Genomic DNA, 17,286 nt, shown 5'->3' with positions numbered 1-17,286 from the left:
GGCAAGCTGAGGCATTCAGGCCGTCGCGGCCCTCAGGCTCTCGCGATTCATCACCGCCCATTGCAGCAGCATAATCGTCTTGCCGTCGCAGATCTCGCCGGATGCAATCATCGACATCGCGTCGTCAAGGCCGAGTTCCACGACTTCGATGTCCTCGTCTTCCGATGCGAGGCCACCGCCCTCCTCCACCCGGTCCTCGATATCGATGACGGCGGCGAAGCAGTGGACGATTTCGGTGACCGCTCCGGGCGACATATAGGCCTTGAAGAGCGAGCGGACCGCGCCGACGCGATAACCGGTTTCTTCCATGGCCTCGCGGCGGATCGCATCCTCGGGCGCATCGCCATCCAGCAGACCAGCCGGCGTTTCGAGCATCCAGCCCGTGCCGCCATTGACATAGGTCGGCACCCGGAACTGGCGCACGAGTACCACGATATCGCGGCGGGGATCGTAGAGCAGGATCGTCGCGCCATTGCCGCGATCATAGGTCTCCCGCTTCAGCACCTTGGCGCGGCCTTCCGCGTCCGTGTAGCGGAAGGTGATATTGCGCAGGTGATACCAGTTCTTGGAGAGAGTCTCGTCCTTGAGGATCTCGATGGTCACGGTCTCGAACTTGCTCATGCGGGCTCTGCCATTCCAGGGGTTTCGTCGCGCCTCAGCCAGATGCGGTTGTCGTGGAAGGCGGCGCCGCCATAGGGCGCGACGCTATCGGCACCGGTCAGCACGTTGATGCCTTCGCCGTCGAGATGGGCGCCGTTCGGCCACAGACCCTCGGCAATCACCACCCCCGGCCGCGTGCCGCCGCCGATGCGGGCGTGGAGGCGGATCTCACCCCTGACATTCCCCAGCCTGACGATGTCGCCATCCGCAATGCCCAGACGCGCGGCATCGGCCGCATGGATCATCACCTCCGGGCGGCCTTCCTTCTGCACCGAACCCGGCGTTTCGGCAAAGCTCGAATTAAGGAAGGAGCGCGCCGGTGATGTCGCAAGGCGGAACGGGTGATCGGCATCGGCGGCTTCGATGAGGTCGGCGTGATCGGGATAGACCGGAAGGCCTTCGACCGGACCGAGCATGCCCACGGCGGCCGGCGGACGATTGGGCGCGGGCGTGCCGGTCCAGTCGGCGCGGAAGCGGAAGCGGCCATCGGGATGGGCAAAGCCCTCGATGAAATGGGCGGTGGCGAAATCCGGCTGGACATCCAGCCACTTCGCTTCCTTCAGGTGCTCGTAGCCGCTGTCGTAGTTGACGAGGATGCGATCGATATGGTCGCGCTCGCCAAGGCCGAAACCGGGGCGGTCGGCAATCCCGAGGCGCCTTGCCAGTTCCTCGATGACGAAGAGATTGGTGCGCACCGTTGCCGGCGGCTCCACCAGCTTCGGCCCGAGCAGGATATGCTGATGGCCACCGCCGCGGTAGAGATCGTCATGCTCCAGGAACATGGTGGCCGGCAGCACGATATCGGCAAGCTTTGCCGTGTCGGTCATGAACTGCTCGTGCACCGCGACGAACAGGTCGTCGCGCAGGAAGCCGCGTTTGACCCGTCGCTGCTCGGGGGCGACGTTGACGGGATTGGTGTTCTGGATGAGGAGCGCCGTAACCGGACCCCGATGACGCAGCGCCTCGGCATCGCCGGTCAGCACGCGGCCGATCTGCGACTGGTCGAGCATGCGGATATCGGGGTCCACCATGGCGGTACCCATCAGTTCGCGCTTGTCGAAGCGGAAGACATCGTTGTTGGAATGGAAGGCGCCACCGCCCTCGTGCTTCCACGATCCGAGCACGGTCGCGATGCTGGCGGCCGCATGGATGGCGACGGCCCCGTTGCGCTGGCGGGTGAAGCCGTAGCCCAGCCGGAAATAGGTCTTTGGCGTCGAGCCCACGAGTTTCGCGAACGCTTCGATCTCCTCGACAGAAAGGCCCGTTATCTCCGACGCCCAGGCCGGGTCGCGGCTCTGGAGATGCGCTTCCAGTCCGGCCGGATCGTCCGAATGGGTGGCGAGGTAGGCGCGGTCGGCGGTGCCGTCGCGGAAGGCGATGTGCATGACGGCGCAGGCGAGCGCCGCATCCGTGCCGGGGCGCACGGTCAGCGCCATGTCGGCCTGCTTCATCGTCGGGTTGTCGTAGATGTCGATCACGACGATCTTCGCCTTGCGCTCCTTGCGGGCGCGGATGGCGTGGGTCATCACGTTGACCTGCGTGGAGACCGCGTTGGTTCCCCAGATGACGACGCAATCCGACAGCGCCATCTCGCGCGGGTCGGGACCGCGCAGCGCGCCGGTACCCATGGTAAAGCCGGTCCAGGCGGGATTGGTGCAGATCGAGCCGAAGAAGCCGGAATAGCGCTTGGCATGGCGCAGGCGCTCGATACTGTCGCGCTGCACCTGCCCCATCGTGCCGGCGTAGAAATAGGGCCAGACGGCTTCCGAACCGTGCCGCGCCTCGGCCTTGAGGAACGCCTCGGCGATCTCGTCGAGCGCCGCGTCCCAGGAGATCTCCCGGAAACCGCCCTCGCCCTTGCTACCGACGCGGCGCTGCGGCACGAGCAGGCGGCCGGGATGGTAGATACGCTCGGAATAGCGCGCCACCTTGGCGCAGATGACGCCGGCGGTATAGGTATTGGCGGCGGCACCGCGCAGCCGGCCGATCCGGCCGTCCGGGGTCAGGTCCACCTCCAGCGCGCAGGCCGAGGGACAGTCGTGCGGACAGACGGAGTGTCCGACCGCGTTTCCCGTTTTGATGGGCTTCTCGGCTCTTACGGGGTTTTCCGCTTTGATGGGGGTCGCAAGGTTCATGGGTTTTCTATAGGACATCGCCAAAGCCACTCAAAGCGCTTTGCCCTTTGCATCTCAACATTTCATCAAGGCGATCACCAGAGATCATGAATTATCGGCACATCTACCATGCGGGCAATTTCGCCGACGTGCTGAAGCATGCGGTGCTCGCCCGTCTCGTCACCTACCTGAAGCAGAAGGACAAGGCGTTTCGCGTGCTGGATACCCATGCCGGCATCGGGCTCTACGACCTTTCAAGCGAGGAAGCGCAGAAGACCGGGGAGTGGCGCGACGGCATCGGCCGGCTGCTGGCGGACCCGCTGCCGCCCGCGGTCGCGCCTCTTCTCGCGCCCTATCTGGAAGCAATCGCCGCGCTGAACCCCGAAGGCGGGATGACGCATTATCCGGGCTCGCCGAAGCTGACGCGCCTGCTGATGCGGCCGCAGGACCGGCTTTCGGCGATGGAGCTTCACCCCGACGACTACGAGACGCTGCACCGGCTGTTCGACGGCGACTATCAGAGCCGCATTACCGAACTGGACGGCTGGCTGGCGCTCGGCGCGCATCTGCCGCCCAAGGAGAAGCGCGGGCTGGTGCTGGTCGATCCGCCTTTCGAGGAGCCGGGCGAATACGACCGGCTGGAGAAGGGTCTCGCCAAGGCCTATCGCCGCTTTCCCGGCGGCACGTTCTGCCTCTGGTATCCGCTGAAGCAGGGCGCGCCCATCGCCGATTTCCACGAGAACCTGACGGCGCTGAACATACCGAAGATGCTCTGCTGCGAGCTGACGGTGAAGAGCGACCGCGGCACGACAGGTCTAACCGGCACCGGCCTCATCATCGTCAACCCGCCCTTCACGCTGAAAAGCGAGCTGGACGTGCTGCTGCCCTTCCTCAAGGATCGCCTGAAGCAGGACCGCTTCGCCTCCGCGCGCGCCATCTGGCTGCGGGGGGAAGAGCGCGATCTTCCAGAGGATGACGACGAGGCCTGATCGAGCAGGGACTTTGCCGTGCAGCGCTTGACGCAAAGCCCCTGCCCGACGCAATCTCCCGCAGCGCAACGAAGCGTCAAGGGCGAAACGGGAGACGACGATGACGAAGGATCTCCCCATCCCTGTAAGCGGCACTGTACGTGGCCAGCTTTGCCCCGCTGCGCGGGGGTTCCCGGCATGATGCAGCGGCTTCTCTCCTCCGTGCGGATCGTGATGGCACTGGTCTTGGGCCTTCTGGTATCGGGCTGTGGTGATGAGCCGGCGGAGAGGCAAGCTACGGCAACGCCACCCATTCTCCAGCAGGCGCCTAAGCCACCGGCAAAGCCGTCTTCCCAGACACCCTCTCAGGCCCCGAAAAACACGCCTGCGGCCACGCCCGGAAACGTGCCGATGGGAAGCGGGTTCGATTTCTACGTCCTCTCCCTCTCCTGGTCGCCGACCTGGTGTGAGGAGAACGACCGCGCGGGCAAGACGGCGCAGTGCAATGGCACACGGACATACGGCTTCATCGTCCACGGTCTGTGGCCGCAGAACGAGCGGGGCTTTCCCGCCTTCTGCCCCTCGCGCGACAGCGACCGCGTGCCTGATGCGCTCGGCCGTGGCCTGTTCGACATCATCCCCTCCATGGGCCTGATCGGGCATCAGTGGCGCAAGCATGGGACGTGTTCGGGGCTCGACCAGCGCGCCTATTTCTCCGTGCTCCGGGCAGCGCGCGATCGGGTGCACTTACCGGCAAGCACAGAGAACGCCGACGCGCGGCGGCGGATGAGCCCGGCGGCCATCGAGACGGCGCTGGCGGACGCCAATCCCGGGCTGACCCGGCAAGGCGTCGCGGTGACCTGTGGCGACGAGAAGCTGGAGGAGATCCGCATCTGCTTCACCCGCGACCTTGCCTTTCGAGCCTGCGGCGAGGTCGATCGCGGCGGCTGCCGGGCGCGGGACCTGACCATCCCTGCTGCGGGCCGACGATGACGTTTCCGACAGCAATCCCATCCCGAACCCCACACAGCAGACGAACGGACCGCCGATGAAGATCCTCTACTCCCCCGCCTCGCCCTACTCGACCAAGGTGCGCATGGCCGCGCACTATGCCGGGCTGCCGGCCGAAAGCGTGCTGACGGACACGAATTCGAACCCGCCGGACCTGATCGCCAGCAATCCGCTGGGCAAGATCCCGACGCTGGTGCTCGACAGCGGTCAGGCCATATTCGACAGCAGCGTCATCATGCATTTCATCGATCGCGAAACGAAGGGCATGCTCTATCCGCGCAATGCGGAAAAGCGCGTGCAGGCAGAGGTGCTGGAAGCCCTCTGCGACGGGATCTGCGACAGCCTGCTCGCCATCGTCTATGAGAAACGCTTCCATCCGCCGGAAAAGGTCCACGAGCCCTGGATCGAGCGTCAGTGGGAGAAGGTCGAGCGCGCGCTGGACTATCTAGACGCCAACATGCCGAAGACGGGCGCGAAGCTCCATGCCGGCCATTTCGCGCTCGCCGCGACGCTGCGCTACATCGAACTGCGCTTTGCCGGCGAATGGCAGAAAGGTCGCTCGAAGCTGAAGAACTGGCCGGACAAGTTCGAAAAGCAGTTTCCGGATTACAAGCTTTTCAAGGCGTGATCCCGACAGGCCCCGACATGTGCCCATGGCCAAACAGAAAGGCGCCACCGTTTCCGGTGGCGCCTTTCTTCGTTCGTGTCGCCAGATTCGATCAGCTTTCTTCCTGGAACACAGCTTCGCGCTTGGCCTTGATGCTCGGCAGGAAGACCACGATGAGCACGGCGGCGGCCAGGAGCAGGAGGCCGGCGCTGATGGGGCGGGTGACGAAGGTGGAGGGGTCGCCGCGTGAGAGGATCATGGCGCGGCGCAGGTTTTCCTCCAGCAGCGGGCCGAGCACGAAGCCGAGCAGCAGCGGGGCCGGTTCGCAGCGCAGCTTGACGAGGAGATAGCCGGCAATGCCGAAGAAGGCGACGGCATAGAGGTCGTAGACATTGGCGTTGACGCTGTAGACCCCGATGGCGCAGAAGGCCATGATGATGGGGAACAGCACGTAGTATGGCACCGTCAGGAGCTTCACCCAGAGGCCGATCAGCGGCAGGTTCAGCACCACCAGCATCAGGTTGCCGATCCACATGGAGGCGATGATGCCCCAGAACAGGGCTGGCTGCTCGACGGCGACGTTCGGGCCGGGGACGATGCCCTGGATGATCATCGCGCCGACCATGAGCGCCATGACCGGGTTTGCCGGAATGCCGAGCGTGAGAAGCGGGATGAACGAGGTCTGGGCACCGGCATTGTTGGCCGATTCCGGACCGGCGACCCCGGCGATGGCGCCCTTGCCGAATTCTTCCGGGTGCTTGGAAATGCGCTTTTCCACGGTGTAGGAGGCGAAAGCCGCAAGGATGGCGCCGCCACCGGGCAGGATGCCGAGCGCCGAGCCGATACCGGTGCCGCGCAGGACGGGGCCGACCATCTGACGGAAATCGTCCCGCGTCGGCATGAGGCCGGTGACCTTGCTGATCAGCACGGTGCGCGTCATCTCGCCTTCGAGATTGCGCAGGATCTCGGCCACGCCGAAGACGCCGACGGCCACCGCGACGAAGTTCAACCCGTCCGCATATTCGCGAATGCCGAGCGTGAAGCGCGGCGTGCCGGTGTAGATATCCGTACCGACGAGGCCGAGCAGCAGGCCGAGCGAGACCATGGCCAGCGCCTTGACGATGGAGCCGTGGGCGAGCGCAATAGAGGACACGAGGCCGACGACCATCAGCGAGAAATATTCGGCGGCGCCGAACTGGAGCGCGACGGCGGTGAGCGGCGGGGCGAAGATGGCGACGAGGAAGGTGGAGACGGTGCCGGCAAAGAAGGAGCCGAGCGCCGCGATGGCGAGCGCCGCGCCCGCCCTGCCCTTGCGCGCCATCTGGTAGCCGTCGATGGCGGTGACGGCGGAAGAGGACTCACCCGGCATATTGATGAGAATGGCCGTGGTGGAGCCGCCATACTGCGCGCCGTAATAGATGCCGGCGAGCATGATCAGCGAGGAGACCGGCTCCAGCTGGAAGGTGATCGGCAGGAGCATGGCGATGGTGGCCGTGGCGCCGATGCCGGGGAGAACCCCGATGAGCGTGCCGAGGAGTACGCCGATGAGGCAGAAGAGAAGGTTTTCCGGCGTGCCGGCCGTCGCGAAACCCAATGCGAGATTGCTGAAGAGATCCATGGTCGAAGATCCTTAAAACCGCAGCCAGGGGCCGAAGCGTTCGAACGGAAGGCCCAGCGCGTAGCTGAAGACGGCGACGGAAAAGAGCGTGATGGCGATCGACAGAACGATCGCGCCGACCAACTTCATGCGCTGCGAGGCGAAGGACGCGATGAAGGCGGCGATGAACAGCGATGGCACGAAACCGAGGCCCCGGACCGTGAGGCCAAAGACGATGGGTGCGGTGAGAATGAAGAGCATGCCGCGCCAGGCCAGAGGCTCGATCGGCTCGCTTTGCGTGCGGGTCGCCTGAAAGAGGATGATGAGGCCGAGGCCGGTCAGGAACAGCGCGAGGACCAGCGGGAAATAACCCGGCCCCATGCGAAACGTCGTGCCGAGGTCGAGCGACAGCGACTGCGCGACGAAGAAGAGACCGAGGGCGATGAACAAGATGCCGCAGAGGGCATTCGTCCGGTCGAGACGGAGTGGTTTCATGGTGTTCCCCCAATGGACGGAAGCGCAGGTGGCCCATCGGCTTCCTGCGGCGGCTGGTGCTTGTGTTGGCTGGTCGAGGCGCGCGATCAGGCGGCTCCTCGGCTATTCCCCCCTTGCGGCAGCCCCTCACCCTAGCCCTCCCCCCGCCTGCGGGGTGAGGGGACGTGCCTCGCTTGACGAAGACGCAAGGGGCTGTCGCACGGTCCCTTCGCCCCGCTTGCGGGGAGAAGGTGCCGGCAGGCGGATGGGGGGCAGCCTGCATCCCGGTCCGTCGATGCGGCCTCGATCAGTCGGCGTACTGACCGGCCTTTTCGATGATCGGCTTCCAGCGGGCGATTTCGCCTTCGAGCTTGGCCTTGAGGGCGGCGGGCGTTGCATCGGCGTCCGACGACGGCTTGGTGCCGAGTTCGGCGAAGCGGGCGGCGACGTTCTCATCCTTCAAGGCCTTTTGCAGCGCGCCTTCCAGCTTGGCGATGGCTTCCGGCGGCGTGCCCTTGGGCGTGTAGACGCCGTGCCAGATGCCGACTTCGAAGCCCGGCAGACCGCCTTCGACGGCTGTTGGCATGTCCGGAAAGATGTCGAGGCGTGTTGGCGACGTAACGGCGAAGGCCTTGATGGTGCCGCCCTGGATCTGCTTCGTCGTGTTGGTGGTCTGGTCGCACATGATGTCCACCTGGCCGCCGAGAAGATCGGTCATCGCCGGGCCTGTGCCCTTGTAGGGGACGGTGACGAGCGGCGTCTCGATGGCGCTCATGAACAGCATGCCGCAAAGGTGGGAGGCCGCGCCGATGCCGGCATTGGCGACCGTCACGGTATCCTTGTTGGCCTTGGCATAGGCGACGAGGCTCTTGAGGTCGGTCGGCTCCAGGTCCTTGCGCGCGACGATGGTCATCGGCACTTCGGTGACAAGGCCGACATAGTCGAAGGCGTTGAGCGTGTCATAGGCAAGCTTGCGGTAAAGCGTGGCGCTGGTGGCCATGCCGATGTGGTGCAGGAGCACGGTGTAGCCATCAGCCTCGGCGCTGGCTACACGGCCGGCACCCAGCGTGCCGCCGGCACCGCCGACATTCTCCACGATGACCTGCTGACCGAGGTCCTTCGACATGGATTCGGCAACGAGGCGCGCGACCGTATCCGTCGGCCCGCCGGCGGCGAAGGGCACGACCATGGTGATGGTCCGCTCCGGATAGTCCGCCTGCGCGGCGCCTGCAAAAACGGTTGCGGCAAGCGCTGTGGCTGCCAGAAGTGACGAGAAACGCGTCATGATGTCCTCCCTAGACGTGATCGACATGCCGGCAAGGCTCCTCCTCTGCCGGTCATGGAATGGACGCGAGTGTCCCGTTCAGGCGGAGGTGTGCAACCGCTATTGGAAGCGTCGCGCTGCGGAACGACGCTTTTGCGCCGCACCATGGGTGGAAACGGCCCCTTTACCATTTGCGATGGGTGGAAACCGACACATGAGCCCGTCATTCCGGTCCATCATCGAAGGTCGCGCGCTTGTCGAGGCCGTATTTCTGCATCTTTTCGTACAGCGTCTTGCGGGAGATTCCGAGGGTCTCATAGACCGGGCGCAGCGCGCCACCATGCGCGGCGAGCGTTCGGGCGATCAGACCGCGTTCGAAGGCGGCGACGCGGGGCGCGAGCTTGCTCTCCTCCTCGCGATCGTCCGTCGCTGGCTCCAGGCCGCGGGCATCAAGGCCGAGCACGAGGCGGTCGGCGGCGTTGCGCAGCTCGCGGACATTGCCCGGCCAGCGCCGATGGGCCACCTCGGAAACGATGGCGGGCGGTACGTCCATATCCTCGCGGCCATAGCGGGCCGAAGCCTCGCGCACGAGCTGGAGGAAGAGCAGCGGGATATCGGCGGCACGCTGGGCGAGCGACGGCACGTGCAGCGTGACCACGTTCAGGCGGTAGAACAGATCGGCCCGGAAGCGACCGGCTGCCACCTCCGCTTCCAGATCGACCTTGCTGGTGGCGACGAAGCGGACATCGAGCGGCACCGTCTCGTTGGAGCCGAGACGCGTGATGGTGCGCTCCTGAAGCACGCGCAGGAACTTCGCCTGAAGCTCGATCGGCATGGAGCCGATCTCGTCCAGCAGGATGGTGCCGCCGCGGGCATGCTCGAACTTGCCGTAGCGGGCGCGGATCGCCCCCGGAAAGGCGCCGGCCTCATGGCCAAAGAGTTCGCTTTCGATCAGCGTTTCGGGCAGGGCAGCGCAGTTGATGGCGATGAAGGGGCGGTTGGCACGGGCGCTGATATCGTGAAGCGCGCGGGCGGCGACCTCCTTGCCGGCGCCGGTTTCGCCGATGATCAGCGTATCCGCGTCGGTCGCCCCGATGGCGCGCAGGCGGTAACGCAGATCGACCATGACGGGCGTCCGTCCGGGCATGCGCGCCTCGATATCGTCGCGCTTGCCGGCAACCGCGCGCAGGCGGCGGTTTTCGAGCACGAGGCCGCGCCGGTCGCGGGCGCGGCGGATGATGCCGGCAAGCGCCTGCACGCCGAAGGGCTTCTCCATGAAATCATAGGCCCCCTCCCGCATGGCCTTTACGGCCAGCTGCACATCGCCATGGCCGGTGACGAGGATGACGGGGATTTCGTGGTCGATCTCGCGGATGCGCTGCAACAGCGTCATGCCATCCATGCCGCGCATCCGGATATCGCTGACGACGACGCCGGCAAAGCCGTAACCGACGCGGGCGAGCACATCCTCGCCGGCCGCGAAGGTCTCGACGGTCAGGTCCTGAAGCTCGAGCGCCTGCGCCGTGGAGCGGCGCAGCTCCTCTTCGTCATCGACCAGAAGAACGGTTGCCGCTTCGCTCGTCATTACTCAGCTGCCTCGCTTATGCTGGCCATCCGGTCGAGTTCGATGCGGAACATCGCGCCCCCTTCAGGGTGATTTTCCACGGAAAGGCGTCCACCGAAGTCCTTGACGATGTTGTAGGAAATGGAGAGCCCGAGGCCGAGCCCCCGGCCCACGCCCTTGGTTGTGAAGAACGGATCGAAAATGCGCTCGGCAATCGCCTTGGGTATGCCCGGCCCGGCATCGCGGACTGTGATCGCCACGCGGTCTTCCGCCGTCGTCGCGGTCACCGTGATCCGCCTGTCTTCAAGACCCTCCACCGCATCGGCCGCGTTGGAGATGATGTTGACCAGCACCTGCTGAAGGCGAACGGAGCCGGCGCGCACCAGCGGCGCAGGCTCTCCGAGCGCGACGACCAGCTCGGCATCCGCAGAGGCGAGCCGGGCCGAGACGATCTCCAGCGTGTCGCGCAGCACCTCGTCCAGCGCCACCGGCCCGAGCTTCTCGTTCGGCTTGCGGGCGAAATTGCGCAGGTGGCGGCTGATCGAGGCCATCCGGTCGATCAGGTTGGAAATACGCCTGAGATTGTCCTTCGCCTCGTCGATCCGGTTCCGCTCGATCAGCAGCGAGGCGCTTTCCGCATAAGTCTTGGCGGCCGCGAGCGGCTGATTGAACTCGTGCGAAAGCGCCGCCGACATCTGCCCGAGTCCGGCCAGCTTGCCGGCCTGCACCAGATCGGCCTGGGTGCTACGCAGCTGGGCGTTGAGGTCAGCAAGGTCGGCCGTGCGCTCCTCGACGCGCCGTTCCAGTTCGGCCTTCGCCTCGATCTGCATCTGCATGCGCTCGTTGCGACGCGCGTGCCGCTGGAGAAGAACGGCGAAGCTGAGGCCGGCAAGGCAGAGGAACAGGAACACGGCAGCGACCGCGACATTGGTCTGGGAGCGCACCCAGCGCATGTCCATCAGCACGCGAACCGTCCAGTCGGCATCGCTGACATATTCGGAGAGGACGAGATAATCCCGCGTGGCGCCGCGTGTGGGAATCGCCATCAACGTGTGGTCGCCGATGCGCGATCTGACGACGCCGAGGTCCTTGAGGTCGGCCTCGGCGTAGCGCCGCGAGGCTTCGGTACGGCGGAGGCGTTCGGGCGTCAGGGCCAAGATGCTGGCGTAGAGCCATTCCGGATTGCTGGTCATGAAGATCACGCCTTCCGGATCGGACACGAAGATCTCGTATTCGCCGCCCCGCCAGGACGCCTCGATCATGTCGATATCGACCTTGAAGACGATGACGCCGGCGACCCTGCCGTCGATGTCGATGGGTGCTGCAAAGAAATAGCCGCGCTTGAACGACGTGGTGCCGCGAGCATAGAAGCGCGAGCGCTTCCCCTCCGCCGCCTGCCGGAAATAGGGGCGGTAACTGAAATTCTCCCCGACGAAACTTGTCGCCCGGTCGTAATTGCTGGCGGCGATGGTCTCGCCGTCGCGGGTCATGACGTAGATGTCGGACGAGCGCAGGAGACCGTTGATCTCCTTCAGAGTGCGATTGGCGCTGTCGCGGAGGCTCTGATCCCCCGGGCTGGAGATGAGCCGGCGGATATCGTCGTTATCGGCGATCAGCGCCGGCAAGGCCTCATAGCGGCGGAGATGGCCCGACAAGGCAGCGACCGCAAGGCGCAGAGCCGTTCCTGCCTGCAGCGAGGCCTCGGCCATGAAACGGCGACTGGCATAGGCGTTGCCCCAGACGGCAAGGCCTGTGGCGGCGATGACGACCAGCACCACCGGCACGACCAGACTGCGGCGCAGGCTCTTCAGCATTTCCTCGTATTCCTCCCCAACGCGTCCCCTCGCCGTACTTGTACCTGGTCCCGGCGCTCTCCCCGCCGAGCCATAGACGTGAAGAGACAGCCTATAGAGAAGGGACTTGCTTTCCAAGCTCTTGCGGATCGGCCGGTGCCACGCGGACCGCGCGAAAGCCGTCGGCTGCGATACCGTCGCAGAGACCCGACCATTCGCAGCCGGCACAGGCCGCCCGGATGCCGCCGGCGGCAAAGTGGGTCCGCAGGAGGGCAACCTGGGCTGCATCGAGGACGAGCGGCACGCCGGCATGGATTTCGCAGCCAAGCAGCGCCGCCACATCCGCTGCGGCTCGACGGTCGCGAGCGATCACGCTGTCGTTGAAGCAATGCGGGTTCGGGGTCTCCAGCAGCGGGCGACAGATGTCGTCGGGTCCATCCACAACGTCGAGCACCTCGCCGGCACTGATCCGCGCGGCGATGGCATCGTAGTTGCGAACGAAGGCCGGGCTGTAGCCCTTGCCGATATAGGTCAGCATGCAGAGGAGATGATGCGGGCGCAGGCGAAGGGTCATCGGACAGTTTTCCATAAGGAAGGTTCGGCGTCGCACCCTGGAGACGAGTCGTTGAACCCGCATACGAAAAAACCGCCTGCAGCGGAAGCTGCACGCGGTTTCTTGCGTTCGAATTCGACCTCCCGGTCTTATCCGTCGATCAGAACTTCACGCCCATACCAACCTTGACGCTGTGTTCGTCATAGCCGGAGGAGAAGTTGCGGCCGGGAACGCTGAAGCTTTCCTTGCCGTAGTCGGTGTAACGGTATTCGACGCGGGCCGTGACGTTGTCGGTGACGAAGGCTTCGGCACCGGCACCGGCCGTCCAGCCGATTGCCGTGTTCTTGTCAGAACCGCCGAGCTGCCGGGCCTTCAGGCTCGAAGCAGCCACACCGGCCGTGCCGTAGAGCAGAACCGGGTTCACGTCGTAACCGACGCGACCGCGGAGCGAGCCGTTGACGCCCTGTTCCATGCTGCGGCCGGTACGGCTTGCATCGTTGTCGCCGTAGTTGATGTCGGCTTCAGCACCGTAAACGATCTGGCCTTCCTGCATGTTGTAGCCGCCGTACAGACCGCCGCCGAAGCCAGCTGCGCTGTTGTCGCCGGTGCCCTTGAACTTGCCATGGCCCCAGTTGGCGGTACCACCGACATAAGCGCCGGCCCAGTTCTTGACGGCCGGAGCCGTGTAGTCGGCAGCCGGTGCTGCGGGAACTTCGTCGATGGCGTCAGCTGCGTTGACAGCCGAGAAAGCGACGAGAGAGAAGGCCGAAGCCATGAGAGTGGTGACGAGAGTACGCATACTAGATCTCCTTATCAGACCGGCGCTGGACCGATTTCCTTATCATCCGATGCGGCGCCGGTAATTTCGTTCAACCCCGCTCGGTTGAGATGAAATTGATGTCCAAATGCGGATTTCCAAGAGCCGAATTGTGAAATGATTGAGGCAGAGACATGGCTGAAAAACGATGTTGTTTCAATGCAACAGGCATTTGGTTAACCATGCTCGCACTATACTAACGTCTCACCTTTGTTCCTTGCATTTTCGTCAATTTCGCGCCGTCTCGTTCACTTTGCATTAACGGATGATCCGGTGGTTTTGCCGTGCGTACGTTGTTCTTTTATGATCTGGCTCCGGCTGCGATCAGAATCGTGAAGGGCGAACGCGCGTGAGACATCTTCTGAAAACGGCATTGGTAACGGGCGGGGCAAAACGGATCGGCCGCGCGATCGTCGAGGATCTGGCGCGTCACGGCTTTGCCGTCGCCATCCATGCCAATGGTTCGCTGGATGAGGCACAAGCGCTCTGTGCCAGCCTTCAGGCGGAAGGCGGCACGGCTGCCGTCGTGCAGGCGGACCTCTCCCGTGCTGAGGATCTCGGCCGGCTGGTGCGCGATGCGGCGGACGCCATCGGCCCGCTCGGCCTGCTCGTCAACAATGCCTCCATCTTTGCCAAGGACAGCCTCGATGCGTTCGATGAAACCGTGTGGGACCGGCACTTTGCCCTGCACGTCAAGGCGCCCTCGGTTCTCGCGGGCCATTTTGCTGCGCAGATGCCGGCGGATGCGACAGGGCTGATCGTCAACATGATCGACCAGCGCGTCTGGTCTCCCAACCCGCGATTTTATTCCTATATGTTATCAAAGTCGGCGCTGCTGACGGCGACGGTGACGATGGCGCAGTCGCTCGCGCCGGCGATCCGTGTGAATGGTATCGGTCCAGGCCCGACCCTGCCGAACGACCGGCAGAACGATGCCGACTTCAGGGCGCAGGTCGATTCGCTCATCCTGAAGGTCGGCCCGGGACTTGGGGATTTCGGGCGCACCATTCGCTATATGTTCGACACGCCGTCGATGACCGGGCAAATGATTGCGCTGGACGGCGGCCAGCATCTGGCGTGGCAGACGCCGGACCAAATGGAGATCGTGGAATGAACGGACGGGCGCCGCAGGATGGCGGCATCTTGTACGACGAAACGGTGAGCGACGACGACGAGGATGCGAGCGAGATGGTCGAAGCTTCCTCGCCGGCGGCCGATATCGACTGGGCAGAAACCTCTGCCGTTCCCGACGGGTTACGCGGTGCCGAGCTGATCCAGGCCTTCGTCAAGCTTTTGCCCAACAGCCCCGGCGTCTACCGCATGTTCAACGAGGCGGGCGATGTGCTCTATGTCGGCAAGGCGCGCAGCCTGAAGAAGCGCGTCAGCAACTATGCGCAGGGGCGCGGCCACTCCAACCGCATCGCCCAGATGATCCGCCAGACGGCGAACATGGAGTTCGTGACGACGCGCACCGAGATCGAGGCGCTGCTGCTCGAAGCCAACCTGATCAAGCGGCTGCGGCCGCGCTACAACGTGCTTCTGCGCGACGACAAGTCGTTCCCCTATATCCTCGTGACCGGCGACAGCCGGGCGCCCGCGCTCTACAAGCATCGCGGCGCGCGCAACCGCAAAGGCCAGTTCTTCGGCCCCTTCGCCTCGGCGGGCGCGGTCGGGCGCACCATCAATTCGCTGCAGCGCGCCTTTCTCTTACGCACCTGCACGGACAGCGTCTTCGAAAGCCGGACGCGTCCCTGTTTGCTGCACCAGATCAAGCGTTGTGCGGGGCCTTGTACGCACGAGATCAGCGACGACGATTATGCGGAGCTGGTCACCGAGGCCAAGGACTTTCTGTCGGGCAAGAGCCAAGCCGTGAAGGCGACGATTGCGTCCGCGATGAGCGAGGCGTCCGACAATCTCGACTTCGAACGTGCAGCCCTCTACCGCGACCGGCTGGCGGCGCTCAGCCACGTGCAGAGCCATCAGGGCATCAACCCCTCGGGCGTGGAGGAGGCGGACGTCTTCGCCATCCACCACGAGGGCGGCGTGTCCTGCATTCAGGTGTTCTTCTTCCGCACCGGCCAGAACTGGGGCAACCGCGCCTATTTCCCCAAGGCCGACCCATCGCTCGCTCCGGCCGAGGTGCTGGCGGCGTTTCTGGCGCAGTTCTACGACGACAAGCCCTGTCCGAAGCAGATCCTGCTGTGCGAGACCGTGGCCGAGCAGGATCTTCTGGGTCAGGCGCTGTCGGAGAAATCCGGGTTCAAGGTGGCGATTCTCGCGCCGCAGCGCGGCGAGAAGAAGGATCTCGTCGATCACGCCATGACCAATGCGCGAGAAGCCCATGGTCGCAAGCTGGCGGAGACCGCTTCGCAGGGCCGCCTGCTGGAGGGCTTCATGCAGACCTTCAAGCTGGACCGCGTGCCGCGGCGCATCGAGATCTACGACAACTCCCACATCATGGGCACCAATGCCGTCGGCGGCATGGTGGTCGCGGGGCCGGAAGGCTTCGTGAAGGGGCAGTATCGCAAGTTCAACATCAAATCGACCGACATCACCCCGGGCGACGACTTCGGCATGATGCGGGAGGTGATGACGCGGCGTTTCTCGCGCCTCCTGAAGGAGGAAGGCAAGCCCGACCGGAGCGTCGAGCCCGGCGAGGACGCCAGCTTCCCTGCCTGGCCAGATGTGATCCTGATCGACGGCGGACAGGGGCAGATGACGGCGGTTCGGGCCATCCTGAAAGAGCTCGATATCGAGGACTGCGTGATCGCGATTGGCGTCGCCAAAGGCGTGGACCGGGAAGCCGGCCGCGAACGATTCTTCCCGCCGGTCGCCACGGCTGGCGGTCTGACGGTCGGGCGGGACGGCTTTACTTTGCCGCCGCGCGATCCTGTCCTCTACTTCATCCAGCGGATGCGGGACGAGGCCCACCGGTTTGCCATCGGCAGTCACCGGGCGCGGCGAAAGCGCGAGATGGTCAAAAACCCGCTCGACGAGATCGCGGGCATCGGTCCGACGCGTAAGCGCGCTTTGCTCCACCATTTCGGCACCGCGAAGGCCGTGTCGCGCGCGGGCATGAACGACCTTGTTGCCGTCGAAGGCATATCGGAAGCCGTGGCGAAGCTCGTTTACGATCACTTCCACGAGGATGGTGCCACCGCGTCCCGGAGCTAAAGGCTCAGCCTTCGCTCTTCTCAACGGCGGCGTGACCGCCATCTTCGCTGGCGGCGTGGAAACGGGCCTCGAACTCGCGGCGGAGGGACCGTCGAATGTCGGCCGCTTTCTGCCGGCGGACGGCCATTTCCGTCCTGGGCTCGATGGCGGGAATGACGGCTGGGCGACCCTCGTCATCCACGGCAACCATGGTGAAGTAACAGGAATTGGTGTGACGACGAACGCCGGAGCGGATGTCTTCGGCCTCGACGCGGATACCCACCTCCATGGATGTCCGGCCGGTCTGGTTGACGGAGGCGCGAAACGTCACAAGTTCGCCGACGAGAATCGGCTGGCGAAACACGACCTGATCGACCGACAAGGTCACCGCGTAGCGCTTGGAATAGCGCGAGGCACAGGAAAAGGCCACGCGGTCGAGAAGGTTGAGCAGCGCGCCGCCGTGGACCTTGCCGGAAAAATTGGCCATGTCGGGCGTCATCAGCACGACCATCTCCAACTCTCCCGCTTCATGCGTCGCGTTCGTCTCGTCCATCCTGCATCCTTTCCTGCCTGCCTGGATATCCGGGACACTACAGCGCCTGCCGGCTTTCGCAACGCGTCGTGCGCGTATAAGGTCGGCGTCATGCGCGCATCGCCTTTTCTGGGGAAGGTCGCAGATCAGGGCGGGCGTGTCGCGGTGGTTCACGGACT

The 17,286-nt window shown here is 64.6% G+C and carries 15 protein-coding genes; 5 read left to right on the top strand and 10 right to left on the bottom strand.

What is annotated here, in order from left to right:
- Window positions 1–15 precede the first annotated feature (15 nt).
- Together GA0004734_RS09180 and GA0004734_RS09175 are read right to left on the bottom strand one after the other, a co-directional pair.
- Window positions 16–621, bottom strand: a complete 606-nt coding sequence (locus GA0004734_RS09180; RefSeq protein ID WP_092933129.1) for an NUDIX domain-containing protein — start codon at window positions 619–621, stop codon at window positions 16–18.
- Window positions 618–2,813, bottom strand: coding sequence for a molybdopterin-containing oxidoreductase family protein (locus tag GA0004734_RS09175; RefSeq protein ID WP_092933127.1), 2,196 nt, complete (start codon window positions 2,811–2,813; stop codon window positions 618–620). The genes GA0004734_RS09180 and GA0004734_RS09175 overlap by 4 nt, the downstream gene beginning before the upstream one ends.
- A gap of 68 nt (window positions 2,814–2,881) precedes the next feature.
- Between GA0004734_RS09175 and GA0004734_RS09170 the strand changes: the two genes are divergently transcribed.
- The 3 genes from GA0004734_RS09170 (at window position 2,882) to GA0004734_RS09160 (ending at window position 5,381) form a co-directional block, all read left to right on the top strand.
- Window positions 2,882–3,763: a 23S rRNA (adenine(2030)-N(6))-methyltransferase RlmJ gene (locus GA0004734_RS09170; RefSeq protein WP_092933125.1), complete on the top strand. Its 882-nt coding sequence runs from the start codon at window positions 2,882–2,884 to the stop codon at window positions 3,761–3,763.
- Window positions 3,764–4,153: 390 nt separating this feature from the next.
- On the top strand, window positions 4,154–4,735 hold the full coding sequence (locus GA0004734_RS09165; protein WP_245292381.1) for a ribonuclease T2 family protein: 582 nt from the start codon (window positions 4,154–4,156) through the stop codon (window positions 4,733–4,735).
- Between the two features lie 55 nt (window positions 4,736–4,790).
- Window positions 4,791–5,381, top strand: coding sequence for a glutathione S-transferase (locus tag GA0004734_RS09160; protein ID WP_092933123.1), 591 nt, complete (start codon window positions 4,791–4,793; stop codon window positions 5,379–5,381).
- Window positions 5,382–5,472: 91 nt separating this feature from the next.
- On the opposite strand, the gene GA0004734_RS09155 is transcribed toward GA0004734_RS09160, so the two are convergent.
- From GA0004734_RS09155 to GA0004734_RS09125, 7 genes are all read right to left on the bottom strand, one after another.
- On the bottom strand, window positions 5,473–6,978 hold the full coding sequence (locus tag GA0004734_RS09155) for a tripartite tricarboxylate transporter permease (protein ID WP_092933121.1): 1,506 nt from the start codon (window positions 6,976–6,978) through the stop codon (window positions 5,473–5,475).
- 12 nt (window positions 6,979–6,990) lie between these two features.
- Entirely contained in the window at window positions 6,991–7,452 is a 462-nt protein-coding gene (locus GA0004734_RS09150) for a tripartite tricarboxylate transporter TctB family protein (protein WP_092933119.1), read from the bottom strand.
- A 286-nt stretch (window positions 7,453–7,738) separates the two neighbouring features.
- Window positions 7,739–8,716, bottom strand: coding sequence for a tripartite tricarboxylate transporter substrate-binding protein (locus GA0004734_RS09145; RefSeq protein WP_092936106.1), 978 nt, complete (start codon window positions 8,714–8,716; stop codon window positions 7,739–7,741).
- Between the two features lie 202 nt (window positions 8,717–8,918).
- Window positions 8,919–10,280: a sigma-54-dependent transcriptional regulator gene (locus GA0004734_RS09140; protein ID WP_092933117.1), complete on the bottom strand. Its 1,362-nt coding sequence runs from the start codon at window positions 10,278–10,280 to the stop codon at window positions 8,919–8,921.
- Window positions 10,280–12,073 carry a sensor histidine kinase gene (locus tag GA0004734_RS09135; RefSeq protein WP_092933115.1) on the bottom strand — a complete coding sequence of 598 codons (1,794 nt, stop codon included), beginning with the start codon at window positions 12,071–12,073 and terminating at the stop codon, window positions 10,280–10,282. The genes GA0004734_RS09140 and GA0004734_RS09135 overlap by 1 nt, the downstream gene beginning before the upstream one ends.
- Window positions 12,074–12,164: 91 nt before the next feature.
- Window positions 12,165–12,626 carry a DUF1284 domain-containing protein gene (locus tag GA0004734_RS09130; RefSeq protein ID WP_092933113.1) on the bottom strand — a complete coding sequence of 154 codons (462 nt, stop codon included), beginning with the start codon at window positions 12,624–12,626 and terminating at the stop codon, window positions 12,165–12,167.
- A 139-nt stretch (window positions 12,627–12,765) separates the two neighbouring features.
- Complete coding sequence (locus GA0004734_RS09125) at window positions 12,766–13,404, bottom strand: outer membrane protein (protein ID WP_092933111.1); 639 nt, start codon at window positions 13,402–13,404, stop codon at window positions 12,766–12,768.
- A 367-nt stretch (window positions 13,405–13,771) separates the two neighbouring features.
- On the opposite strand from GA0004734_RS09125, the gene GA0004734_RS09120 reads away from it, so the two are divergent.
- Window positions 13,772–14,536 carry an SDR family oxidoreductase gene (locus tag GA0004734_RS09120; RefSeq protein ID WP_092933109.1) on the top strand — a complete coding sequence of 255 codons (765 nt, stop codon included), beginning with the start codon at window positions 13,772–13,774 and terminating at the stop codon, window positions 14,534–14,536.
- The gene (uvrC, locus tag GA0004734_RS09115; protein WP_092933107.1) at window positions 14,533–16,596 is read left to right on the top strand and encodes an excinuclease ABC subunit UvrC; all 2,064 of its coding nucleotides are present in this window, start codon (window positions 14,533–14,535) and stop codon (window positions 16,594–16,596) included. Before GA0004734_RS09120 ends, uvrC begins: the two co-directional genes overlap by 4 nt.
- 4 nt (window positions 16,597–16,600) lie before the next feature.
- On the opposite strand, the gene GA0004734_RS09110 is transcribed toward uvrC, so the two are convergent.
- Window positions 16,601–17,128 (bottom strand): acyl-CoA thioesterase, encoded by a 528-nt coding sequence (locus GA0004734_RS09110; RefSeq protein WP_092933105.1) that lies wholly within the window; start codon window positions 17,126–17,128, stop codon window positions 16,601–16,603.
- Window positions 17,129–17,286 lie beyond the last annotated feature (158 nt).

Origin of the sequence: Rhizobium sp. 9140 (genome assembly GCF_900067135.1) — a bacterium.
Classification (GTDB): Bacteria; Pseudomonadota; Alphaproteobacteria; order Rhizobiales; family Rhizobiaceae; genus Ferranicluibacter.
Note: the sequence above shows the minus strand (reverse complement) of the source record. Positions and strands in the feature narration are given on the sequence as shown.

Coding starts and splice junctions, on each gene's coding strand:
- GA0004734_RS09180 (WP_092933129.1), bottom strand. CDS start 621: ATGAGCAAGTTCGAGACCGTGACCATCGAGATCCTCAAGGACGAGACT.
- GA0004734_RS09175 (WP_092933127.1), bottom strand. CDS start 2,813: ATGTCCTATAGAAAACCCATGAACCTTGCGACCCCCATCAAAGCGGAA.
- GA0004734_RS09170 (WP_092933125.1), top strand. CDS start 2,882: ATGAATTATCGGCACATCTACCATGCGGGCAATTTCGCCGACGTGCTG.
- GA0004734_RS09165 (WP_245292381.1), top strand. CDS start 4,154: ATGGGAAGCGGGTTCGATTTCTACGTCCTCTCCCTCTCCTGGTCGCCG.
- GA0004734_RS09160 (WP_092933123.1), top strand. CDS start 4,791: ATGAAGATCCTCTACTCCCCCGCCTCGCCCTACTCGACCAAGGTGCGC.
- GA0004734_RS09155 (WP_092933121.1), bottom strand. CDS start 6,978: ATGGATCTCTTCAGCAATCTCGCATTGGGTTTCGCGACGGCCGGCACG.
- GA0004734_RS09150 (WP_092933119.1), bottom strand. CDS start 7,452: ATGAAACCACTCCGTCTCGACCGGACGAATGCCCTCTGCGGCATCTTG.
- GA0004734_RS09145 (WP_092936106.1), bottom strand. CDS start 8,716: ATGACGCGTTTCTCGTCACTTCTGGCAGCCACAGCGCTTGCCGCAACC.
- GA0004734_RS09140 (WP_092933117.1), bottom strand. CDS start 10,280: ATGACGAGCGAAGCGGCAACCGTTCTTCTGGTCGATGACGAAGAGGAG.
- GA0004734_RS09135 (WP_092933115.1), bottom strand. CDS start 12,073: ATGCTGAAGAGCCTGCGCCGCAGTCTGGTCGTGCCGGTGGTGCTGGTC.
- GA0004734_RS09130 (WP_092933113.1), bottom strand. CDS start 12,626: ATGACCCTTCGCCTGCGCCCGCATCATCTCCTCTGCATGCTGACCTAT.
- GA0004734_RS09125 (WP_092933111.1), bottom strand. CDS start 13,404: ATGCGTACTCTCGTCACCACTCTCATGGCTTCGGCCTTCTCTCTCGTC.
- uvrC (WP_092933107.1), top strand. CDS start 14,533: ATGAACGGACGGGCGCCGCAGGATGGCGGCATCTTGTACGACGAAACG.
- GA0004734_RS09110 (WP_092933105.1), bottom strand. CDS start 17,128: ATGGACGAGACGAACGCGACGCATGAAGCGGGAGAGTTGGAGATGGTC.